Here is a 23858-nt window from a genome sequence, read left to right as displayed (position 1 = left end):
AACAAAATCCTTCTACCAAGATACTTCACATTTCTTAATTAAAGGGAAAAAAACAACCGCTCACTGATTAAAGTGAGGGGTTGTTTTTTACATATTGACTAAGTGGTTTTTGATAAAGCTCTCCTTTGAAGGCACCTGTATTGAAGTATTCAGCTAATTGGTAACCAATGAATGGGCCAGTAGTGAGTCCTGATGAACCAAGTCCGCTAGCAACCACAAGGTGGGGCATTTCTGGCAAAGGGCCAAAAAACGGAGCGAAATCGGATGTATAAGCACGTGTACCGACGCGGTAATGCATAGGTTGCTTAAAAAGCTGCTCTGCTTCTTTTAGAAATGGCGCAGTCCCAGAAGTTAGTTGTTGAAAAGCGCTAACAGTCTCTTCTAAATCCCAGGCTTGATCATTTTCGTGGGTGGCACCTAATAAAATTTTTCCTTGATTAAAAGGAATTAAATCGGCTTCGCCATCTAACATAGCAACAGGCCATTGCTGACTGTTTGTAAAAGGGGTCTCGAAAACTAATAATTGTCCTTTTTGGGGACGAATGTCCACAGATAAATTTAAAGTAGCGAGTAATTCCTTTAAATGAGGACCAGGTGTTAAAGCGAGAAAATCAACGCTCTTTTTTTCTGAATTTGTGACAATTTCCCACCCTTGATTCAGTTGTCGAAAGTGCGCCCGTTGTGAGCAAAAAGTGACCCCTTTGGCTTCGGCGCGTTTCTGAAGATGGTTTAGATAAGCTGGTCCATCTAGGCGACCGCCGCCAGAAATAAAAAGTGAGGGAGTTTCCTTAAGTAGCGGTAAGAACTTCGCTGTTTGAACTGCTGACAACATCGTGATTTCTCCAATTTCAGGTGCAGTTTGCTTACGCTCTTCTGCCAAATGGGCTAAGTCTGCCAAAGCAGCTGCCGGGCGCAAAATGACTGTCCCTGATTGACGATAAATATCCTCCGTCAGCTGAAAATCTTTGACTAGCTTTGGAAATAGGGCAGCGCCCTCTCGCGCTAATTGGTACCATTTCTTATTCCGACGTTTGGATAGCCAAGGGGAAATAATCCCAGCGCTCGCTTTAGTCGCTTGGCCGAGCCCTTCATCATAAACGGTAATGTCAAATTTTTGTGGATCTAAATAATTAACTAACGTCATTCCGATAATGCCGCCGCCAATAATGGCAATTTTTTTCATGCTTCTTCTCTCCTTCGAACAGTTGTATTGTAACACAAAAAAACCGCCTCTAGACAGAGACGATTGGGAGATAACTTGTTAACGGGTCCTTCTGTGTGTGTAAATAGAATTGCCGCCTTCTAAAACGTGAACAATTTCTTGTGCCATTTCTGCCACAGGCACAGGATCATAGCCAATAAATAAGTTCTTTAAAAAGGGGATTTTCTTAAAAAAATAAATACATTTACTAAAAAGTATGGTGCCGGTACGTTCTTGACCTACAAGTAAACTAGGATAAAAAATCACTGCTTCGGCGACTTCTTGGTGGATTAGTTCCTCCGCTGCCAATTTGGCATCCATATATTTTCTCAAAGGGAAAGGAACAGTATTGGCTGAAATAAATAAAAACTTAGCTGGCTTTTTTTGTTGTGCTAAAAAAGAGCTGATTTTTTTCACGGGCGTCAGAATTAGCCGTTGATAGGTTTTCTTTTTTCGTGGATTTTCAAATAAAATACCTACTGTATCAATGACCCAGTCAGCACGCTGGACTTGTTCTTGCCAATTCGTGTCACGAGTAACATCGGAGCATACCCACTGCACTTGGTGGCTCCAAGATGCGGAGAGCGTGGCAGGCTTTCCATGACGTGAAACACTGATAACTTGATGTTGGCGTTGGACTAAAATTTTCGCGATTTGTTGACCTAAAAAACCGCTACCGCCAAAAATAATGACTTTCATGGCAAGCCCTCACTTTCAATTGTTTCTTCTAGTGTACCTTAAATAAAAAAAGAAGCAAAAAATCTCGATTGCGCATAGTTTAGTTATAAATAACATAAAAATAACCTTTTTAGATTGTTGAAACACAAAGACCCAACAATGGTTATTTATTGTCGTGAAATAAATAAAAAAATGAACAAAAATGAAATAAATCAGACTAAAGGCCTAGAGAAATGCCCTTGTTTCTTGAATTCAAGCATGGTTAAATAGTTATAAGTGAACGACCGAGCAATTTAGTTTGTTGGGGAAAATAGACAGAATGAGGAGATGAAACGAAGAAAATGAAGAAGAAAACGATAATTATATTGGGGGCAGTTGCGGTAATTGCGGTTGGGGGCATCGTAACTGTGAATGCGTTAAATAAAAATGCACAACAAGTAGCTGTCAAGCAAGCGCCTAAAGATGACTGGGGAATTGACTATTTTGACGTTCCCGACTTGCAACAAATTTATATTAACGGTGTCATCCAACCGGAACAAATGGAAGCCTTTGCGCGCGATCAAAAAATAACAAAGGATCCAGAGATTAAGGTGAAAAACGGCGATGTCGTAGATGCAGGCACAGAATTATTTACTTATGAAGATGAGGCGGTCACAAAAGAAATTGAGGCACAACAAAATAGCTTAGCCAAATTAGAAACGAAGCGGGCGAATATCTATAATAAGTGGAATCGGGCCATTGATAAATTTAATAAAACTAAAGAAGAAGACCGCACGATGTCTGGGGATGATTTAAATGAACAATATCAAACAGAAGTCGATGCGGTAGATGAAGAGATTACCTTCACCAATGAAACCTTAGCGGATTTAGGAGCGAAGCAATATATTTCCACAAAGGCTAATTTCAAAGGTCGCGTATCAATTCCAGAAGTAAAAGATGCCAATTCACCGATTTTACGGTTAACTTCAGAAGATCTTTATTTAGCTGGGAAAGTGAATGAAAAGGATTTGACTAAAATTAGTGTTGGGCAAAAAGCTAAACTAACTTCTGTTTCCAACAATGTGGTTGTGGATGGCTCAATTTCTTACATCGATGATAATCCTCCTGAAGGCAACAGCGATGCCGCGAGTGGCAATACAGAGGGCGGTACGGCGATGTCTAGTTATAGCGTCAAAATTGCGTTGGCCAATTTAGACAAAGTCAAAAATGGCTACCATATGCAAGCAACCATTGATTTAGGCGATTTAGGGGCGATTGAGTTACCAAAAAAAGCGATTCAAAAAGAGGGTGAACAGGCCTACGTTTTAGTGAATGATTTTGGAACCATCATTCGTCGTGATGTCCAAGTCGGGCAAGAAAATGGCGACAAAATGGCGATTGAATCTGGCTTAGAATCAGCCGACCGAGTGGTTATTTCTTCAAAAAAACCAGTAAAAGTCGGTGATATTGTTGAATCAGATGCAGCGATTGCTTCTGATGAATCAGCCACCAACGAATCAATGACAGATGCGTCGAAATAGGAGGGCCTGATGGTGGAAGCAAACAATACAAATCAACCCCTCATTGAATTGCGGGACATTAACAAGTTCTATCCGGTAGGTAAGGAAAAACTACATGTTTTAAAAGAATTGAACTTGACCATCCATCAAGGAGAGTTCATTTTAATCATGGGGAAGTCCGGCAGCGGTAAGACAACGCTGATGAACATTATTGGTTTCTTGGATCGCTTAACAGACGGAAGTTATCATTTCTCAGGAACAGATGTTTCAAAATTGTCTGAAAATAAAAAATCAGCCTTTCGCAATGAATATCTAGGGTTTATTTTTCAACAATTTTTCTTAATTAATTCCTTAAATGTTAGTCAAAATGTTCAATTGCCCTGTGTTTATGAAGGGAGAAAAAGCCGCGCTGAGAAAAAAGCGATTGCTGAAAAATACCTAAAAATTGTCGGGTTGGAAACAAAAGCCAAATCAAAAGTTACTGAACTTTCTGGAGGACAGCAACAAAGAGTAGCCATTGCTCGTTCCTTGGTGAATGATCCATTATTGATTATGGCTGATGAACCGACTGGGGCATTGGATAGTGAAACGGGCACAGAAATTATGGAATTATTGAAAGAATTGAATGAACAGGGCAAAACGATTGTCATGGTGACACATGATGAAGATATGAAAAAATATGCCTCACGAGTGATTCATATGAAAGATGGTCGCTTTTTGGAAGAAGAGGTGATTAGATGATTGCTAATTTATTTGTTAGTACTTTTTTAAGCTTAAAGGCACATAAGTTGCGGGTATTTTTAACGATGGTCGGGATTATTATTGGGATTACATCAGTCGTAACGATTTCTGCGCTAGGTGAAGGGATGAAGCGTCAAGTTGTGAAGGCATCCAGTGCAGTGAACGCGGATGTTTTGAAGATTCATTATACAATGTCGGATGGTAGCAGTGACAATTTTATGTCCTATGAAGAGCCAGATTATACGTTTAGCCGAGTGGACTTGAAAAAATTACAAGACATTCAAGGAATTGAAAGTATTTATCCTCAATATGGTGAATCAATGATGGGGGGCGGAGACAATTTGTTTGTACCAATGGATTATTTTGGGGCGCAGGCGAATTTATCCATTACGTCGACTAAAGGGCAGAATGATATTTTATATGGTCGTGATTTTCAACCGAGCGATGCAAATACAGATGCGATTGTCTTAAATCATGATATCTTTGAAGCGCAAATTCGGCTTGATGATCCTAGCCAACTCATTGGAAAAGCTGTTTCAATTGGTGGTTATATGTACAAGGTGATTGGTATTTTAGCACCAAAAGATTTAGATAGTTTGGGTATGAACGATGATTGGGCAACTGCTATGAGTAGTTTTGTTTCTCGAGAATCATACAATAAATTAGCGAAAACAAAAGCAATTAGTGGCATCAATATTAAGGTTCGTGAGGGAGCGGACCGTGAAGCAATTTTAGGACAGGCAATCACCATTTTAAGTGAAAATCATCCTGAAGTGAAAGGAACGTTTAAAGAAAACGACCAAGACCAACAACTCCAACAACAAATGGAAGAAATGGTCACGGGTATGACGATGTTTCTGATGGCAATTACTGCAATCTCCCTATTAGTCGGGGGAATTGGCGTCATGAACATCATGTATGTGTCTGTCACGGAACGGAAACGAGAAATCGGGATTCGTCGGGCTATTGGTGCTAAACCACGAGTCATTTTATTCCAATTTTTAATGGAAGCAGCGTTTATCACATTGATTGGTGGTTTGATCGGTGTCGGCTGCGGCTACTTATTGGCAACTGTGGTCGGTGGGTATATTTCGATTACGCCAATTATTACGCCGTCCATCTTTGCCATTTCAACATTGGTTTCGGTCTTCACAGGTATCTTTTTCGGAATTATTCCAGCAATTGGTGCTTCGAGGATGGATCCGATTAAAGCGATTTATAATTAAAAAGAAGAGCTTGGTAGTCACATCTTTTTTGATGATCCTATCAAGCTCGCTTTTTTATTTCATATCACTAAGAATTTTCTGAATCAATTCTTGTTGAAACTCTTTGGTATATTGTTCGGTGAGTTTCGCTTGTTCTTCTTGGGACATTGATGGATTCGCCATCATAGCAGCCATCATTTTTTTGCCAACTGTTTCAGTCCCTTCTTTTTTGATATCAGCGGCATGTTGTTCCATATATTCGCCTAATTTTTTGGCTTGATCAGCACTTAAAACTAGCCAGTCACTAGCAACGTTGAAGGTGTTTTCTTGTTTTGCAAATTGGTTATCGTTGTCAGCAAGGCCAAATAGTGTTTTGGCCCAGGCCTCTTGATAGGACCATTTCGTCGTTTTTTGGACTAATGTGGCTTTTTGAGCATCTTTTTGAACTGTGTTTGTGACGTTTTCCGTTCCTGTTTTTTGTAGTTTCTTTTTATCTGGTGTGTTATATAAATAAACTTTTTCGGAACCATCGCCCAACGGCTGGTACAATAACATGTTGGGGCCATCTTTGCTTGCGCTACTGCTTTTTAGTTCAAACGTTTTGTCCTGAGTAACTTCGGTCATACCAAAATGATCTTTATCGTTTAAAACGATAAGACTTAACGAAGCTAAGAAGCCTAAACCAAAAATAACCATACAGAATTTATGCCAGACTTTTCGGCCAAATACATTTGTGTAGGCAAAGCCTAACACGCAAAGGATTAAAAGAAAAATAATCATTATTTCATTGCACCTACTTCCTTAACCGGCATCGCTTCTTTTTTATTTAAGAAGAAAGTAATCGCCAAGCCGAGAACGCCAAAGATTGTTGCCACGAAGAAGGCTGCGTGATAGCCGTTTAATGTTGCGTTTGTTGCTTGATCGCGATAAGCGAGTGGGGCTGTTTTTAATAAGTCTGATGCAGGTAAGCCGTCTTTGGTAACATTTGTTAAAACACTAATCAAAACAGCTGTTCCAATTGAGCTGGCTACTTGTCGGAAGGTGTTGTTTACAGCAGTTCCGTGACTTAATAAATTCATTGGTAAAGCATTCATGCCAGAAGTTGTCACAGGCATCATGACCATCGAAATACCAAACATCCGAATCGCATATAGGACAATGATATAAATAATAGGTGTTGCTTTTGTTAAGAAAGCAAACGGTAACGTTGCAGCTGTTAAAATAAACATCCCGGTAATCGCAAGACGACGGGCACCAATTTTATCAAAAATGCGACCAGTTACTGGCATCATAAGTCCCATGACTAACGCTCCTGGTAAAAGCATTAACCCTGAATGGAAGGCAGATTCGCCACGAATATTTTGGATATACAAAGGTAAAACCATTTCGGCGCCAATCATTGCCATGTTGGTTACGCCAGATAAAATGGCTGCAACAGTAAAGACTTTTGATTTAAAAACGCGTAGTTCTAAGAAAGGTTGTTCTAAATGCAATTGTCGATATGTAAAAAGACATAAAACAATCGCACCAACAATTAAGAATCCATAGACTTGCGGGCTACCCCAACCTTTATCACCAACGCTTGAGAAGCCGTAAAGTAAGCTACCAAAGCCGAGAGTAGAAAGAATGACCGATAAGACATCGATACTTGGATTAGATAATTGGATGACATTTTTCATTAAAAATGAAGCTAAAATTAGGACTAAAACGACAATTGGAATGACCATCCCAAAAAGGTCACGCCATGTATAAGAATCAATAATCCAACCAGATAATGTTGGACCTAAAGCGGGTGCTAATCCGATAACAATTCCCGTTGTGCCCATGGCAGCGCCACGTTTTTCAGGCGGGAAAATTGAAAGCATAATTGTTTGTAAAAGAGGCATAGATACACCGACCCCTGCGGCTTGAACAAGACGTCCAGTCAATAACATGCCGAAGTCTTGCGCTACAAAACAGATGATGGTTCCGATTAAGAACGTTGACATCGCTGTTATGTATAATTTTTTTGAACTAAATTTGTTAATCAACCAAGCACTGATGGGAATCATAATGCCGTTCACAAGTAGGAATCCAGTGGTTAGCCACTGTACACTTGAAGCTGAGATATCAAATTCTTTCATTAATGTAGGTAAGGCCGTCGTTAAAAGTGTTTGGTTTAAAATCGTACAAAATGTTCCGATTAGTAAAACGCCGACTAGTAACGACCGGTTATAAGGTTTTCCGTGAATATCCACAGGTTGTTGTGAAGTCACATATATCGCTCCTTTTTCTGTAAGTTTCAAATTAAATTGCATTAACTACTTTACAACTAATTAGAATCTTTGTCAACTTACTTGACAAAGGTGTAAAAAAAACTACAATTAAGGAAAGGATAAGGGAAAGGAAGTTAAACTAATGTGGTCAAAAATGATTCAGCGTTTGTTAAATGAAGAAAATTTGTTGATAGGAATTAGTGAACTAAGTGAAATTGCTGAAGTTTCGCCACGTCAACTTCGTTATTGGGAAGAAAAAGGGTATATTTCTTCCATTGCGAAAGACGCAAACGGTCCACGGAAATATCGGTTACATACAGTCGTCAAAGTGCATTGGATCAAGCGTTTTTTAGATGAAGGATATACGTTACAAAGTGCGGTGGAAAAAGCAGAAGAGCAGCATCGTAATGTGGGGATGACGAAAAAAATCTTTAGTCAAATGTTTCATGGTATCTCAGAAGTTTGTCCCAATTACGTAGCGATTGATTTGGGCGATTTCGATGAAGAACAAAAATTATATGTCGTATTTAATGAAACCACAGAAGTCAGTGAGTATCTTTTAATTCCTAAGGATGCAGATGTTTCTGATGAGTTAAAGAAAAGAAAATAAGAATGAAATAGGACTGGGAGAAAGACCTGAAGTGAAAGTAAAACGTTACTGAATGAATCTTCGAGTTCTTTTTTTCTTGCAATTTCTTTATTTTTCTATATAATTTCTTATATGGAAAAGGAGGGTTTCGATGAAAGAAACAAAACCTTACGGAACAGTCTTGTTAAAAGCGGCTAAAATCATGGACTGTCTAAGTTTACAACCCGATCAAACCTTACAGGAAATTGCAAAGAATACCGAAATGACGGCATCAACGGCAATCAAAATTTTAGAAACCTTAACATTAATTGGCTATGTTCAAAAAGACACGAACAAAACGTACCGCTTAGGAACAAAATTGATTCGCTATGCGAATCAAAGTGTGGAGCAAATCGATTTAGCTGAAATTGCGGTACCTTATTTAGAAAACCTTCAAAATACGGTCGATGAAACCATTCATTTAGGGATTTTAAATAATAATGAAATTCTGTATATCAATAAATTAGAACCGAAAAATCAAACCATTCGCATGTCCTCGAAAGTGGGAATTACTCGACCTTTGTATAATTCGGCCATGGGTAAAGCCGTTTTAGCAGAATTTTCGGAAGAACAAGTGCAACAATATTTAGACACGCAGACATTAATTCCCTATACCGAAAATACGATTACCAATCCCTTGCGTTTGAAAAAAGAATTAAAACAAGTGCAACAAACGGGGGTTGCTTACGATGATGAAGAAATTGAACAAGATATTTTCTGTAGCGGAGTATCTTTAATGAAAGATGGCGAAATTGCGGGTGCTTTTAGTGTAAGCATGCCGAAATATCGTTTGACAGAGGAAAATAAAACGACGATTAATCAAGCCCTTTTAGCGACAAAAGCAGCGATTGAAGCGAAATTATAGTAGAAAAAGAAAGACAAACAAAAGTCAATTGGGATTTTTGTTTGTCTTTCTTTTTTTATTTTTGTAAAAACGTTTGCATTTTCTTTTTTTATCTGTATAATGAAGTTGTAAATTTCTTTATAATAAATATATATTTCTAAATAAGAAATGAGGGAGTCTGTTGAAGCGAGTATCAATTTTACAAAAATTAGAAAATGCTGGCGTGATTGCTGTGGTTCGCGGAAAGACAAAAGAGGAAGCGCTAAAAGCTAGTCAAGCTATTGTAGCAGGCGGTATGCGGGGGATTGAGTTAACCTTTACTGTTCCTCAAGCAACAGAAGTGATTCAGGAATTAGTTGCGTTATACAAAGAAAATCCTAACGTAGTCATTGGTGCAGGGACAGTTTTGGATGCTACGACTGCTCGTTTAGCTATTGTAGCAGGGGCTGAATATATTGTGAGTCCAAGCTTCGATGAAGAAACCGCTAAAATTTGCAATTTATATCAAGTTCCCTACTTGCCAGGCTGTATGACCATCACAGAAATGAAAGAAGCACTGAAAAGCGGAGCAGATATTATTAAACTATTTCCGGGAAGTGTTTATGGACCGAGTGTTATTTCGGCATTTAAAGCGCCATTGCCTCAGTTAAATATTATGCCAACGGGTGGTGTCAGTTTGGAAAATATGGCCGAGTGGTTTGACGCAGGTGTGACGGCCGTCGGTGTTGGTGGCAATCTGTTAGCACCAGCAGCAACTGGGGATTTTGAAAAAGTTCGTGAGGTTGCCCATGCCTATATGGAAAAATTCCAAGCAATCAAAGGGGGGTAGCCACATGGGGAAAGTCGTAACATTGGGAGAAATCATGTTGCGTTTGTCCACGCCTGTCGGAATACGCGTAGCACAAACAGAAAATTTCGCTGTACATTACGGCGGTGGGGAAGCGAATGTAGCGATTTCGTTAGCGAACTATGGCCACCAAGTGACTTTTGCTAGTAAAGTGCCCGATAATTCATTAGGAGAAGCCGCCAAAAAGCATTTAAGTCGTTATGGGGTTTCAACGGAATTTGTACGAACTGGCGGAACACGCCTAGGAACGTATTACTTGGAAACTGGTACAGGAGAACGAGCAGCCAGTGTTGTCTATGATCGCGCCTATTCAAGCTTTGCTCAAATCGAAGAAATGGAATGGGACTTACATGAGCTGTTTTCAGGAGTAGAGATCTTTCATATTTCAGGAATTACAGCGGCGTTATCAAAAAATTGGCAAAGTATGACGGTTGCGCTAGTTAAAGCAGCGAAGCAAGCAGGGTGCCAAGTAAGTTTTGACATTAATTATCGAGGGAAACTTTGGTCCCAGAAAGAAGCGGGCGTGGCATTGAAGGCCATTCTTCCATTTGTTGATATTTGTTCAGCTGGGGTATTAGATGCTCGTTATTTACTGGAGATTCCAGAACCAGAGGAAGAACTTGAAGACGCATTAACGTGGTACTACCGAAAAATGCAAGAACGTTATCCCAACATTCAAGTATTTTATTCAACCAAACGTCAAGTACACTCAGCGACAGATAATGAATTAATCGGAACGCTATGGTACAAAGGTGCGTATTATACGTCCAAATGTCATCGATTACAACCGATTGTTGACCGTGTCGGTGCCGGTGATGCGTTTGCTGGTGGGGTTTTACATGGCATATTAGCTGCCTATGATCCACAAACCTGCATTGATTTTGCGACAGCGGCTAGTGCGTTAAAACATACTGTCCATGGTGATTGTAATCAATTTAGTCAAAAAGAAGTCCTTGCTTTTTTGGCAACGGGCTCAGGAAAAATAAATAGATAGGAGATTTTAGTTATGCAAAATATGGAAACACGTTATACACATAGTCCGGCGGATATCCGTCACTATTCAACAGAACAATTGAGAGATGAATTTTTAGTAGAGAAAGTTTTTATTCCAGGTGCAATCAGCTTAACCTACACACATAATGATCGGATGATTTTTGGTGGTGTGACACCGACCACAGAAGAATTAGAAATTATTTTGGACAAGGAATTAGGAGTTGATTATTTCTTAGAACGTCGTGAACTAGGAGTTATTAATATTGGGGGACCCGGCTTTATTGAAATTGATGGCGCCAAAGAAACAATGAAAAAACAAGATGGCTATTATATTGGGAAAGAAACAAAACATGTTCGTTTTTCTTCAGAAAACCCTGATAATCCAGCAAAATTTTACATTAGTTGTGTCCCAGCACATCATAAATATCCCAACGTAAAAATTAGTATTGATGAAATTACCCCAATGGAAACGGGTGATCCATTAACATTGAACCAACGTAAAATTTACCAATACATTCATCCGAACGTTTGTGAAAGTTGCCAGTTACAAATGGGCTATACCATTTTAGAACCAGGCAGCGCTTGGAATACAATGCCTTGTCATACACATGAACGTCGTATGGAAGCGTATGTTTATTTTGATATGGAAGAAGATACGCGGATTTTCCACATGATGGGTAAACCAGATGAAACGAAACATTTAGTAATGAGTAATGAACAAGCAGCCATTTCACCAAGCTGGTCAATTCATTCTGGGGTTGGTACAAGTAATTATTCCTTTATTTGGGCCATGTGCGGAGAAAATATTACGTACACAGACATGGATATGGTTGCAATGGATCAATTAAAATAAACTCAAGAAAGAGGAGAAAACATGGAATTTAAAATGAATGATTTTCAATTAGATGGAAAAGTAGCGTTAATTACAGGTGCTGTTTATGGGATTGGCTTTGAGATTGCGAAATCCCTAGCGGAAGCAGGAGCAACAATTGTTTTTAATAACTTATCTCCTGAATCAGTTGAACAAGGCATGGAAAATTATCGGGCTGCAGGGATTGAAGCACGTGGTTATGTGTGTGATGTCACTGATGAAGAGCAAGTTCAAGCGATGGTTGCTCAGATTAAAGAAGAAGTCGGCTCTATTGATATTTTAGTCAATAATGCGGGAATTATTAAACGAATTCCAATGGTGGATATGTCAGCAGAAGAGTTCCGTCAAGTGATTGATGTTGACTTGAATGCGCCATTTATTATGGCAAAAGCGGTTATTCCAGATATGATTGAAAAGGGTCATGGCAAAATTATCAATATCTGTTCAATGATGAGTGAACTAGGTCGTGAAACAGTTAGTGCGTACGCGGCAGCAAAAGGCGGACTAAAAATGTTAACGAAAAATATTGCTTCTGAATATGGACAATATAATATTCAATGTAATGGGATTGGACCTGGCTACATTGAAACGCCACAGACGGCGCCATTAAGAGAACCAGGGCATCCATTTAACGAATTCATCTTGGGACGAACACCTGCTAATCGTTGGGGCACACCAGCAGACTTAGCTGGCCCAGCAGTTTTCTTAGCATCTAACGCTTCTGACTTTGTTAACGGACATATCTTATATGTTGATGGTGGAATTTTAGCTTATATTGGGAAACAACCATAAATAAGTAACAAAAAGCGGACATACCTAAAAAGGATGTCCGTTTTTTGTTATTTACTCATTGATTGAATTGGTAAAAACCGTATCTAATTTTTAAAAAAAGTCAATTTTTGACAGTAATTCGTCAAGATTAACTATATAATTTGCTAACATTCCTTGCTAAACTAAAATTACAAAAAAAATGAAAGCGTTTCATTTGCGCTGGTGGGATGGAAAAGGAGTTTTGATTGCCGATGATTATTAAACAGGAACAATTCATACCAAAAGATACAGTAGAAACAACGATTGACTTATTAATTAGAAATTTAACAACGATTAAAGATAACACAGGTGAATTTCTGTTAGATTTTGATGGTTTAAAAGTTGATGACAAAAGTTGGACGATTTGGAACTGGCCGCAAGGCGTTGGGTTGTATGGTATATATAAGAATTATCGAAATACTAAAAGTGAAAAAGCTTTACAAGTAGTTAACGACTGGTTTGAAGGTCGGATGCAAGAAGGTGCGCCGCCTAAGAATGTGAATACGATGGCTCCGCTTTTAACAATGGCTTATCTATATGAAGACACTAAAGACTCTAAATATATACCTTACTTAGAGCAATGGGCGGAATGGGTGATGGAAGAAATGCCCCGAACGAATGAAGGTGGCTTGCAACATGCGACATATGGACCAGAAAATAAAAATCAATTATGGGATGATACGTTAATGATGACTGTCTTACCTTTGGCAAAAATTGGTAAGTTATTGAATCGGCTCGATTATTTGGAAGAAGCAAAGCATCAATTTTTAATCCATATTAAATATTTACAAGATAAAAAAAGTGGTCTATGGTATCACGGTTGGACTTTTGAAGGAAATCATAACTATGCGGAAGCACTGTGGGCAAGAGGGAACTGCTGGATTACGATTGCTATTCCAGAAATTATTGAAATCTTAGAGTTGCCAAAAGGTGATAGTTTACGGGAATTTTTATTAAGTACCCTCAATGCGCAAGTGGCAGCTTTAGCAAAATACCAAGATGAATCTGGTTTATGGCATACATTAATTAATGATTCAAATTCGTATTTAGAATCTTCTGCTACAGCGGGATTCGCTTATGGGATTTTAAAAGCGGTTCATAAAAAATATATTTCTTCTGAATATGAAGAAGTGGCAAACAAAGCAATTGCTGGCTTACTAAATGAGATTGATGAAACGGGAGAAGTACAACATGTGTCAGTTGGTACAGGAATGGGTGATAATTTAGATTTTTATCGCACAATTGGAATGACAGCGATGCCGTATGGTCAATCATTAACAATCCTATGTTTGACTGAATTGCTTGTTTCTTATTGCTAGAAAAGTAAGGAGAAAAGTTCATGAAAAAAAGAAAGGTTTTATTTACAGCAGTTATGGTATTGGCAGGATTACAGTTGCTAAGTGGTTGTGGCAAAACAGAAGCTTCGGCAAATGATACGGTAGTCTTGCGCTATGCGTATGCTAGTAATAGCCAACCAGTTATCGATTCTATGAAGAAATTCGGTGAATTGGTAGAGGAAAAAACAGATGGTAAAGTTCAAATTGAATACTTTCCAGATGGTCAATTAGGGGGAGAAACAGAACTAATTGAATTAACACAAACAGGTGCAATTGATTTTGCAAAGGTCAGTGGATCAGCATTAGAAAGTTTTTCTAAAGATTATTCTGTATTTGCCATTCCGTATATTTTTGATAATGAAAAACATTTTTTTAAAGTAATGGATAATCAAGCGCTAATGCAACCAGTGTATGATTCTACAAAAAAATTAGGATTTGTTGGTTTAACTTATTATGACTCTGGTCAACGAAGTTTTTATATGAGCAAAGGGCCTATTACATCTCCAGATGATTTGAAAGGTAAAAAAATTCGGGTCATGCAAAGTGAAACCGCCATCAAAATGGTAGAACTTTTAGGGGGTTCGCCAGTACCTATGGGTAGTTCGGAAGTATATACTTCTCTACAATCTAATCTAATCAACGGTGCAGAGAATAATGAGTTCGTTTTATATACAGCTGGCCATGGCGGTGTGGCTAAATATTATTCTTATGATGAGCATACTCGAGTGCCAGATATTGTGATTATGAACGAGGGGACAAAAGAACGTTTGACAGCGAAACAAGAACAAGCGATCGAAGAAGCAGCAAAAGAATCGACCGCTTTTGAAAAAACGGTCTTTAAAGAAGCGGTTGAAGAAGAAAAGAAAAAAGCACAAGCAGAATATGGCGTTGTGTTCAATCAAGTAGACAGTGAACCATTCCAAAAACTCGTTCAACCGTTGCATGAATCATTCAAAAATAGCTCAGAATATGGCGAACTGTATCAGGCTATTCGCCAGTTGGCGGACTAATTAAGGAGGTAATTATGAAAGGTTTTAGAAAATTTTTAAATCGACTTTTAGAAATACTTGGATCAATCATTCTTGCTACAATGGTTTTGGTCGTTTTGTACCAAGTGTTTGCCCGGACAGTGTTAAAAAATCCTAGTACCTTAACAGAAGAATTTGTTCGCTTTGCATTGGTCTGGCTGGCGATGTTAGCTTCTGCTTATGTGGTTGGAAAAAAGGGACATTTAGCAGTAACTTTGTTAAGTGAAAAATTACAAGGGAAACAAAAACGCTTTTTAGAATTTATTGTTCAATTGTTGTTCCTACTTTTTGCAGGAGTGATTATGATATTTGGCGGTTGGAATGGTGTAGTAATTACGTTAGGACAAATTTCACCATCTTTGGCAATTCCTATGGGTTATGTCTATTTAGCCGTTCCAGTAGCAGGTGTTTTGATGTTTATTTATAGTTTGATGAATTTGCTAGAGTTATTCACGCAATCAAAAGATTCTTAATGCGTTTATAGAAGAAAAAGAATAGGAGTAAAAATATGGCTTTAGAAGCAGGCATTATCTTATTTGTAGTTTTTGCAGTCTTATTGGTAGTTGGTATGCCAATTGGTATGAGCATTGCGGCATCTTCAATTGCAACATTGTTATTAGTAATTCCTTTTGAAGCAGCTGCATTTACCTCAGCTCAAAAAATGGTCTCTAGTTTAAATAGTTTCTCTCTCGTAGCAATTCCGTTTTTTATTTTTTCTGGCGTGATTATGAATAATGGAGGAATTGCCCAAAAGTTGGTAAATTTTTCTATGTTATTTGTTGGTCGTGTTCCCGGCGCGCTAGCACATACTAATGTGTTAGGGAACGCATTATTTGGTTCGATTTCTAGCTCTGCAATTGCAGCATCTACTGCTATTGGTGGCGTGCTAATTCCGCAACAAGTAAATGAGGGCTATGATCGGAAATTTGCAACGGCTGTAAATATTGCCTCTGCTCCTACAGGAATGGTTATTCCACCAAGTACAGCGTTTATTATGTATTCATTGGTGGCTGGTGGGGCCTCTATTTCTTCTTTATTTTTAGGAGGTTATTTGGTAGGTTCTTTGTGGGCGTTAGGAATTATGGTGGTAGCCTATGTTATTGCAAAACGTCATAATTATCCTACTGTGGCAAAAGCAAAAAAAGGAGAAGTCAGCAAGGTTCTGCTAGAAGCAGTTCCCAGTGTATTGTTAATTGTCATTATTATTGGCGGTATTTTGACGGGGTTATTTACAGCGATTGAAGCATCAGCAATCGCTGTCGCATACTCATTATTGATTTCAATGTTTTACTACAAAACAGTGAAAATAAACGATTTACCTAAAATGTTAAAAGAGGCTGTCTTGATGAGTGGAACCATTATGTTCTTGTTGGCAACTTCTTCAATGATGTCTTTTGCGATGGCTTTTACAGGGATACCAGAAGCAATCAGTACAGCTATTTTAGGAATCACAGACAATAAATACTTAATTCTATTACTAGTAAACGTTGTCCTATTGTTTGTGGGAATGTTTATGGATGTTGGTCCAGCTATTTTGATTTTTACGCCAATCTTTTTACCAATTGTTATGAATGTTGGGGTGGATCCAGTTCATTTTGGTTTATTTGCGATTATGAACTTGTGTGTTGGTTCAATTACACCACCTGTTGGAACAGGATTATATGTTGGTGCTAGTGTTGGGGGTGTTAAAGCTGAGCAAATGCTGAAACCACTAGTTCCATTTTATCTGGTAATCTTAGCAATTTTACTTTTAATCACATATGTACCTGAACTTGTCATGTGGTTACCAAATCTAATTTCTTAATTCAATACAAATTGTCTAACAACCCCAATTGAGCGAAATATAAGTTGTTCAATCAACTAGATTTGGTAATTTACTATAAAATATTGAGTTTAGGAGGCATAGAAATAAAAAATCTCTCTATGACGTTATGTGTCATAGAGAGATTTTTTAGAAGCCACTTTTACGGTATTGACTAGGAGTTAATCCAGTTCGCTTTTTAAATAATCGACTAAAGTAAGCATAGTTTTCTAAACCAACATCTACAGCAATTTCTTTCACTGTTTGATTAGAATAGCGTAGTAAATCTTTTGAATAAGAAATTTTTTTACTAATTTGATATTTAATTGGCGGTAATCCAATGTATTTGGAGAACTCTTTGTTCAATTGATATTTATTTAAATGAAAGAGTTGAGCCAAGTCTTCTAAAGAAATTGTTTCTTTGAAATGTTGATCAATGTAAGCTTTCATTTCCAAAACCAATGATGGAATCGTTTCGTAGGTAAAGTCTTGACGATACTTTTGCAACAATAATTCGTTCAGTAATTGATGAATTAAAACGGAAGACTGGTAATCAGTTTGCGCATGTTGTAAATCTTGTAATTGTAATAGCTGCTGAATGATTAAATGAATAGGATTATCTTCTGGAAGCTGATTAGTGGAGAAAACCGGTGAACCATTTTTCATAAATTCTTGGAAAAAAGCACCAGAATTTCCTCCTTCAAAATGAATCCAGTCCATTTCCCAAGGCTCTTCGCTGGTTGCTTGATAGTATTGATAATCCCGACAGTCAATAAAGAATAAATCACCTCTCTGTAAGCTGTATGTGTGATAACGGTAGCGTAATTCCCCAGTACCATTTAGCGTAAATTTAATTAAGTATGATGGTAAATGTGCCCGCTCCGTATAATAAGGGCGCGAGGCTTTAAACTGTCCAATTTCCTGTATGTAATAAAAAAGTGTGCGACTTTTGCTGCTAGGTGTCAAAATATGTCGCTTAGAATCGTCTGACCAAGAGTAGTCGGCTTTTTCCCAATAATCCATAAGAACCTCCTAATTACCAAGATAGTACAATTATATCTCAAAATTGTGAGAGGTGAAAGCGCTATTTTTTGTTTATGATAATACATAAAGTTAGTCTAACGTACAAAAAATAAAAATAGTGAAAGGATTGACAACTATCAACAAAGTGAAAAAAGAACAAGTTGAGAAACGAACCTATTTAGCGGTTGATATTGGCGCTTCTAGCGGTCGCATAATGAAAAGTCAACGCTTAGCGAATGGTCAGATAACAATAGAAGAAATTCATCGTTTTAAAAATGGTTTTCATCAAAAAGATGGGTATCAGCGTTGGGATATGGCTAGTTTAGTCCATGAGTTACTGCTTGGTCTGCAAAAAGTTAAACAATTAGGTATCAAGGAATGTTTTATTGGAATTGATACTTGGGGTGTTGACTATTGTCTGCTGGATCAATCTGGACAACTTTTGGACGAACCGATTGCTTATCGAGATGGATGGACAGAAGCAGCTGTAACAAATTTTTCAAAAGGCTATTCATTAGAAAAATTGTACCAACAAACGGGGATTCAAGTTCAACCTTTTAATACCATTTTTCAGTTATTTGTAGAGGAAAAGGAACGTTTGGCTGCAGCCAGTCAATTGTTGTTAATCCCTAATTACTTAGGTTATGTCTTTACTGGAAAAGCAGTCATCGAAGCAACCAACGCCTCCACCACGCAACTGTTGAATGCTGGAACGAAACAATGGGAAAGTGAATTACTGGATTTCCTAGGAATTGATGAAACACTATTTCCAACATTAGTAGAGCCGGGCACGATTTTAGGCGACCTGCAAACAGCGGTTTTTCCAGACTATGATTTACCAAATGCAACGTTGATTACGATAGCTAGTCATGATACAGCTTCAGCAATTTTAGGTACGCCAGGCATTGGCGATGACTGGGCGTACATTAGCAGTGGTACTTGGTCTTTATTAGGCATTGAAACTACTGTTACAACAATTTCTGCTGAAGCTTTCCAAGAAAATTACACGAATGAATGGGGCGCCCAGAACACAATTCGTTTCTTAAAAAATATTATGGGTATGTGGCTAATTCAAGAAGTGGCACGGCACCAAAACTACCAATATAGCTATGCTGAATTGGCCGCCTTAGCTGAAAAAGAACCAGCATTTCAACAATTTATTGATGTAAATGATCCTCGTTTTTTAAATCCAGGAAATATGATTACTGAATTACAAGCTTATTGCCGTGAAACACAGCAAACAGTTCCTGAAAGCCCTGGTGAACTCGCTCGTTGTATTTATGATAATTTAGCATTGTGTTACAGCGTAGAACTAGAAAAATTAGCTCAATTAACAGGAATCGAACGGAAAATTACAACTTTACATGTTGTCGGTGGTGGTTCCAATAATCGTTTATTGAACCAGCTAACTGCTGATATTGCTAATGTTACAGTGAAAGCGGGACCTGGGGAAGCAACTGCTTTAGGTAATCTTTTGATGCAGATGATTGCAACAGGTGAACTTAAAGATATTCCAGCAGCTCGTACTTGTATTCAAACATCTTTTCCCACGGAAATCTATCAAGCAAATCCAATTGATTCAACAATAAAAAATCGCTATCAAGCATTTATGAAAAGGAGCTCATTATGACAACCATTACACAAAAATATGAAGAAGCGAAAGAAAAATATGCCAGTATTGGCGTAGATACCGAAGCTGTATTGGAAAAAATGGCTGATGTCAAAATTTCAATGCATGTGTGGCAAGGAGATGATGTGAGAGGCTTCTTAAGTGAGGATGAACTTTCTGGCGGTATTTCAGTTACAGGGAATTATCCAGGCGTTGCTCGAAGTCCCCAGCAACTACGTCAAGATTTAGAAAAAGCGTTTTCTTTAATTCCAGGAAAACACAAATTGAATTTGCATGCTATTTATTTAGACACAGAGGAAAGGGTGGATTTAAACGAACTGGAACCAAAGCATTTTGAACCATGGGTAACGTGGGCAAAAGAAAATGGCTTAGGATTGGACTTTAATCCAACTTTTTTCTCGCATCCAATGTACCGCGATGGCTTTACTTTAGCTCATCCGAATCCGCAAGTTCGAGACTTTTGGATTGAGCATGGGAAACGTTCACGAAGAATTGCTGAATATTTTGGAAGAGAATTAGGACAAGTAGCTGTCAATAACTTTTGGGTGCCAGATGGCTTTAAAGATAACCCAGTTGATCGTTTAACGCCGAGAAAGCGGCTAATGGCTTCGCTAGATGAAATTTTTTCAGAGGAAATTGATCCAGCTTATACAGTCGATGCGGTGGAAAGCAAGCTCTTTGGGATTGGTTCAGAAGCCTATACAGTTGGGTCTCATGAATTTTATATGGGCTACGGTTTAACGCGGAATAAATTAATTTGTTTAGATGCTGGTCATTTTCATCCAACAGAAGTGATTTCTAATAAGTTATCCTCATTATCCTTATTTGGCGAAGGAATGCTATTACATGTCAGTCGTCCAGTTCGCTGGGATAGTGACCACGTTGTCATTATGGATGATGAATTGCAAGAAATTGCCAAGGAGTTAGTTCGCAATGATTTATTAGGAAAAACACACGTGGGCTTAGATTTCTTTGATGCCACAATCAATCGTGTTGCCGCGTGGGTGATTGGCACTCGCAATACACAAAAAGCGTTAATGAAAGCGATGCTTGAGCCAACAAACGTCTTAAAAGAAGTTGAATTTATAGGAGATTTTACCACACGTTTAGCCTTAACGGAAGAGTTAAAAGACTTTCCATTCGCCGATATCTGGAACTACTACTGTCAAGAAAATCACGTACCTATCGGCTTAGATTGGTTAACGGATGTTCAAGAATACGAAAAAGTGATTTTACCAACTCGTCAATTGCCAACAGGTAAAGATAGTTGTCGTTTTTCATAAAATTAACAAACGAGAGGAACTTCTAAAATGAAAAAAATGAACGTGTTACAAGCACCATTTGTGGAAGAAATGGTCAAAACGACCAAAAATTTATATCGTTTAGGTTGGGATGAACGAAATGGCGGAAATATTTCGTATTTATTAAAAGAGGAGGAGATTTTACCTTTTCTAAATCCAACACAAGTGCTCCGAAAGATTCCAATGAAATTTGATGCAACGAAATTAGCAGGAAAATATTTTATCGTGACAGGCTCAGGAAAATATTTTAAAAATGTCTGTGATGCACCAAGCGAAAACTTAGGGATTTTACGAGTTAGTGAAAATGGCCAGGAATTGGAACTATTGTGGGGCTTAGAAGATGAAGCTGTGCCAACGAGTGAATTACCTAGCCATTTTATGAGCCATATTGCTCGTTTAGCTGTTGATCCAGAAAATCGCATTGTCATGCATAATCATGCGAGTCATTTATTAGCAATGAGTTTTACCCACGAATTAGATGAAAAAGTCTTTACTAGAACATTATGGCAAATGTGTACCGAATGTTTAGTAGTATTTCCAGACGGTGTTGGTATTATTCCATGGTTGGTTCCTGGAACGAATGAAATTGGTATAGCAACGGCTGAAAAAATGAAAGAATCTCGTTTGGTTTTATGGCCGCAACATGGTATTTATGGTACTGGCCGTGATATGGATGAAGTATTTGGTTTAATTGAAACTGCCGAAAAAGCCGCTGAAGTGTACACTTATGTTTGTGCGCAAGGAGGCGTTCGCCAAACAATTTCAGATGCAGATTTATGGCGCTTAGCAGAAGCGTTTGGTGTGACACCGAAAGTTGGCTATTTGGAAGAGAAAGTATCAAAACGGAGAAAGCTATGATAAAAAAAGCCTTTTGTATGCAAGTATATCCTGATCAACATGCCGAATATCAACGACGTCATGAGGAGTTATGGCCAGAAATGCGTCAAATGCTGAAAGAACATGGGGCAATTAAGTATCAAATTTTTTTAAATTCTGAAACCAGTACACTTTTTGGTTATTTAGAAATAGAAGATGAAGCTCGCTGGGAGCAAATAGCACTGACGCCAATCAATCAAAAATGGTGGAACTATATGGAAGATATTATGGAAACAAATCCTGATTGCTCGCCGGTGACGACTGAATTAAAAAAAGTTTTTGAATTATAATTTAAAATAGAACAGTTTGTTATAGTGAATCGTATGATTGTACACAAAACAACTTACTTGAGTAGAGTTGTTTTTAAGGAATTGTTCTGGAACTTACAAAGAAAGCCTTTGTGGTAACGCCTGTTCCAGAAAGTAATAAATTGTACCAACATTAGCTGTAACTGTGTATTCAAAAAATATTTAACTTCTAAAAAAAGAGGTGAATCTTGTTGAAGAGTGTAAAAGAAATCCGGAAATCACAAGTAAATAGTATGATTTCAGATCAATATGAGATCTTTCATGTAAAAGATATGGTTAGTCCAGAAAAAACCATCTATCATTACCACGATTTTTATGAAGTCCATTGTACGTTAAAAGGGGTAGCAACGTTCTTTTTAGATGGACATCAATTTGATGTTGAAGCAGGGACCGTTTTACTCATTCATTATCATGATTTACATCGAATTATTAAGCAGAGTACTGATGATTTCGAACGGATGTATATTTTTTTAACACCCGATTTTTTACAACAACGATCTAGTAAACGGACAAACTTGTCTGCTTGTTTTCAACATTTTGGTCAGCGTCGTAGTAAAGTTATCAAAGTGGATGTAGCAAAATTAGCAAACTACTTGACCCCGTTAGATCATTCTCCTTTGCCAGAAGAATATGGTGCGGATGTTCGTTATGAACAACAACTGTTAGACTTTTTAATTTACTTAAATCAATTAGTTCTGAAAGAAGAGAATGAGAGCCAACCAAAACAAATGATTGAAAATGAACGAATTGAAGCAATGATTACCTACATTTCTCAAAATTTGGATCAACCATTAACCTTAGAACAGATGGAAAAAAATTTTTTTGTGACTAAGTATTATATAACGCGGGAATTTAAGAAACATACAGGATTTACTTTCCATCAATTTGTGCTGAAAAAGAAACTACTTTACGCTAAACAGTTATTAAAAGAATATCGCAGTGCTAGTGATGTTTACCTGAAATGTGGATTTAAATCATATCCACACTTTTTGAAATCCTTTAAAAAAGAGTTTAATATGACACCAAAAGAATTTTTGGTGCAACATAAAAATAATCAGATCATTCATTTTGATCATTACGAAGAATCTATCAAGAAAGTGAGGCTTGAATAAAATGTTGACACTTGCAGTACGTGCCCATGATGTTGGCACCAAAATATCTCCTGTGGAATTGGCTAAAAAAATTGCTGAAACGAACATAACTTCAATTCAATTTGCCTTAGGTATTTCTTATCCAGAATATGCAAGTGCTGCTGTTCTATCTCCAGGACTAGGAAGCCAATTGAAGAATATTTTCGAAGATGAAAAGATTACGATTAGTGTCCTAAGTTGTTATATTAATCTGATTCATCCAGATTTAGAAGAGCGAGAAAAACGACTGCATCAATTTGAAACATACATTCGTTACGCTTCAATGTTTGGGGCAAAAATCGTTGCAACTGAAACAGGCAATATATATGAAACGATTTATTACACTGAAGATAATTATACAGAAGAAGCCTACGAAGAAGTTTTATTTTCTGTTAGAAGATTATGTCGAGAAGCTGAAAAGTATGGGATAATTGTTGGGATTGAACCAGGAATCAATCATCCAATTCATACAATTGAAAAAATGCAACGATTGATTGACGAGGTTGCTTCAACTAATTTAGGCATTATTTTGGATCCTACCAACTTAATTCGAGTAGATATAGATAAAACGTATTTGGAAATAGTAGAAGAAGCGTTTGAGTGTTTTGGTGAAAAAATCGTTGCTTTTCATTTGAAAGATTTCATTATAAGAAATCAGCAGATATTTCCGGTAGCCATTGGCGAAGGGCAGGTACCTCTTAAAGAAACCATTCAATTTTTGAATAAACATAAGCCCGGACTGTTCACTATTTTTGAGGAAACACCATTTGAAAAAATAGCAAGTGCCTATCAAAAAGTTTCGCAATATCATTCCATTTAGATAAAAATGTGCAACAAAAAACATCTCGATTT

General features: G+C 37.7%; 24 protein-coding genes. 19 read left to right on the top strand and 5 right to left on the bottom strand.

Annotated elements, in window-relative coordinates; genetic code table 11:
* Positions 1-67: 67 nt before the first annotated feature.
* Positions 68-1183 carry an NAD(P)/FAD-dependent oxidoreductase gene (locus tag AB3I72_RS09570; RefSeq protein WP_368023871.1) on the bottom strand — a complete coding sequence of 372 codons (1116 nt, stop codon included), beginning with the start codon at positions 1181-1183 and terminating at the stop codon, positions 68-70.
* 78 nt (positions 1184-1261) lie between these two features.
* Positions 1262-1900: an NAD(P)H-binding protein gene (locus AB3I72_RS09565; RefSeq protein ID WP_002358396.1), complete on the bottom strand. Its 639-nt coding sequence runs from the start codon at positions 1898-1900 to the stop codon at positions 1262-1264.
* Between the two features lie 320 nt (positions 1901-2220).
* Here AB3I72_RS09565 and AB3I72_RS09560 point away from each other — a divergent pair, with 320 nt between their 5' ends.
* Genes AB3I72_RS09560 through AB3I72_RS09550 form a run of 3 tightly spaced genes read left to right on the top strand, consistent with a single transcriptional unit; the run spans position 2221 to position 5345 of the window.
* Complete coding sequence (locus AB3I72_RS09560) at positions 2221-3399, top strand: efflux RND transporter periplasmic adaptor subunit (protein ID WP_368023870.1); 1179 nt, start codon at positions 2221-2223, stop codon at positions 3397-3399.
* A gap of 9 nt (positions 3400-3408) precedes the next feature.
* Positions 3409-4119, top strand: a complete 711-nt coding sequence (locus tag AB3I72_RS09555; protein WP_368023869.1) for an ABC transporter ATP-binding protein — start codon at positions 3409-3411, stop codon at positions 4117-4119.
* On the top strand, positions 4116-5345 hold the full coding sequence (locus AB3I72_RS09550) for an ABC transporter permease (RefSeq protein WP_002355288.1): 1230 nt from the start codon (positions 4116-4118) through the stop codon (positions 5343-5345). Before AB3I72_RS09555 ends, AB3I72_RS09550 begins: the two co-directional genes overlap by 4 nt.
* A gap of 54 nt (positions 5346-5399) precedes the next feature.
* On the opposite strand, the gene AB3I72_RS09545 is transcribed toward AB3I72_RS09550, so the two are convergent.
* Positions 5400-6104, bottom strand: coding sequence for a DUF4811 domain-containing protein (locus AB3I72_RS09545; RefSeq protein ID WP_368023868.1), 705 nt, complete (start codon positions 6102-6104; stop codon positions 5400-5402).
* Positions 6104-7621: an MDR family MFS transporter gene (locus AB3I72_RS09540; RefSeq protein ID WP_002389910.1), complete on the bottom strand. Its 1518-nt coding sequence runs from the start codon at positions 7619-7621 to the stop codon at positions 6104-6106. Before AB3I72_RS09540 ends, AB3I72_RS09545 begins: the two co-directional genes overlap by 1 nt.
* 100 nt (positions 7622-7721) lie before the next feature.
* Here AB3I72_RS09540 and AB3I72_RS09535 point away from each other — a divergent pair, with 100 nt between their 5' ends.
* The 10 genes from AB3I72_RS09535 to AB3I72_RS09490 all read left to right on the top strand — a co-directional run bounded on the left by AB3I72_RS09535 (position 7722) and on the right by AB3I72_RS09490 (position 16741).
* The gene (locus tag AB3I72_RS09535) at positions 7722-8189 is read left to right on the top strand and encodes a MerR family transcriptional regulator (protein WP_002383688.1); all 468 of its coding nucleotides are present in this window, start codon (positions 7722-7724) and stop codon (positions 8187-8189) included.
* Positions 8190-8319: 130 nt separating this feature from the next.
* Positions 8320-9072, top strand: coding sequence for an IclR family transcriptional regulator (locus AB3I72_RS09530; protein ID WP_002355294.1), 753 nt, complete (start codon positions 8320-8322; stop codon positions 9070-9072).
* A gap of 160 nt (positions 9073-9232) precedes the next feature.
* On the top strand, positions 9233-9880 hold the full coding sequence (locus AB3I72_RS09525) for a bifunctional 4-hydroxy-2-oxoglutarate aldolase/2-dehydro-3-deoxy-phosphogluconate aldolase (protein WP_368023867.1): 648 nt from the start codon (positions 9233-9235) through the stop codon (positions 9878-9880).
* Positions 9881-9884: 4 nt separating this feature from the next.
* On the top strand, positions 9885-10892 hold the full coding sequence (locus AB3I72_RS09520) for a sugar kinase (protein WP_086281370.1): 1008 nt from the start codon (positions 9885-9887) through the stop codon (positions 10890-10892).
* Positions 10893-10904: 12 nt separating this feature from the next.
* Entirely contained in the window at positions 10905-11744 is an 840-nt protein-coding gene (gene kduI, locus AB3I72_RS09515; RefSeq protein ID WP_002355301.1) for a 5-dehydro-4-deoxy-D-glucuronate isomerase, read from the top strand.
* A 21-nt stretch (positions 11745-11765) separates the two neighbouring features.
* Positions 11766-12554 carry a gluconate 5-dehydrogenase gene (locus AB3I72_RS09510; RefSeq protein ID WP_104806448.1) on the top strand — a complete coding sequence of 263 codons (789 nt, stop codon included), beginning with the start codon at positions 11766-11768 and terminating at the stop codon, positions 12552-12554.
* Positions 12555-12784: 230 nt separating this feature from the next.
* Positions 12785-13891, top strand: coding sequence for a glycoside hydrolase family 105 protein (locus AB3I72_RS09505; RefSeq protein WP_002385348.1), 1107 nt, complete (start codon positions 12785-12787; stop codon positions 13889-13891).
* 20 nt (positions 13892-13911) lie between these two features.
* The gene (locus AB3I72_RS09500) at positions 13912-14919 is read left to right on the top strand and encodes a TRAP transporter substrate-binding protein (RefSeq protein ID WP_368023866.1); all 1008 of its coding nucleotides are present in this window, start codon (positions 13912-13914) and stop codon (positions 14917-14919) included.
* Between the two features lie 14 nt (positions 14920-14933).
* Complete coding sequence (locus AB3I72_RS09495; protein WP_033601166.1) at positions 14934-15410, top strand: TRAP transporter small permease; 477 nt, start codon at positions 14934-14936, stop codon at positions 15408-15410.
* 35 nt (positions 15411-15445) lie between these two features.
* On the top strand, positions 15446-16741 hold the full coding sequence (locus tag AB3I72_RS09490; protein ID WP_104806446.1) for a TRAP transporter large permease: 1296 nt from the start codon (positions 15446-15448) through the stop codon (positions 16739-16741).
* 147 nt (positions 16742-16888) lie between these two features.
* Here the strand turns inward: AB3I72_RS09490 and AB3I72_RS09485 are convergent, their stop codons facing one another.
* Positions 16889-17761, bottom strand: coding sequence for an AraC family transcriptional regulator (locus AB3I72_RS09485; protein WP_002386087.1), 873 nt, complete (start codon positions 17759-17761; stop codon positions 16889-16891).
* 118 nt (positions 17762-17879) lie between these two features.
* Between AB3I72_RS09485 and rhaB the strand changes: the two genes are divergently transcribed.
* The 6 genes from rhaB (at position 17880) to AB3I72_RS09455 (ending at position 23826) form a co-directional block, all read left to right on the top strand.
* Positions 17880-19391, top strand: coding sequence for a rhamnulokinase (gene rhaB, locus AB3I72_RS09480; protein WP_368023865.1), 1512 nt, complete (start codon positions 17880-17882; stop codon positions 19389-19391).
* Entirely contained in the window at positions 19388-20674 is a 1287-nt protein-coding gene (rhaA, locus tag AB3I72_RS09475; protein WP_368023864.1) for an L-rhamnose isomerase, read from the top strand. Before rhaB ends, rhaA begins: the two co-directional genes overlap by 4 nt.
* 27 nt (positions 20675-20701) lie before the next feature.
* Positions 20702-21550: a rhamnulose-1-phosphate aldolase gene (gene rhaD / locus AB3I72_RS09470; RefSeq protein ID WP_181035415.1), complete on the top strand. Its 849-nt coding sequence runs from the start codon at positions 20702-20704 to the stop codon at positions 21548-21550.
* Positions 21547-21858: an L-rhamnose mutarotase gene (gene rhaM, locus AB3I72_RS09465; RefSeq protein ID WP_104806444.1), complete on the top strand. Its 312-nt coding sequence runs from the start codon at positions 21547-21549 to the stop codon at positions 21856-21858. Before rhaD ends, rhaM begins: the two co-directional genes overlap by 4 nt.
* Before the next feature lie 251 nt (positions 21859-22109).
* Positions 22110-22988, top strand: a complete 879-nt coding sequence (locus tag AB3I72_RS09460; RefSeq protein ID WP_181035418.1) for an AraC family transcriptional regulator — start codon at positions 22110-22112, stop codon at positions 22986-22988.
* A gap of 1 nt (position 22989) precedes the next feature.
* Positions 22990-23826, top strand: a complete 837-nt coding sequence (locus AB3I72_RS09455) for a sugar phosphate isomerase/epimerase (RefSeq protein WP_181035413.1) — start codon at positions 22990-22992, stop codon at positions 23824-23826.
* Positions 23827-23858 lie beyond the last annotated feature (32 nt).

Origin of the sequence: Enterococcus sp. GC34 (genome assembly GCF_040886645.1) — a bacterium.
Taxonomy (GTDB): domain Bacteria; phylum Bacillota; class Bacilli; order Lactobacillales; family Enterococcaceae; genus Enterococcus; species Enterococcus faecalis.
This window is presented reverse-complemented; position numbering and strand designations above follow the sequence as displayed.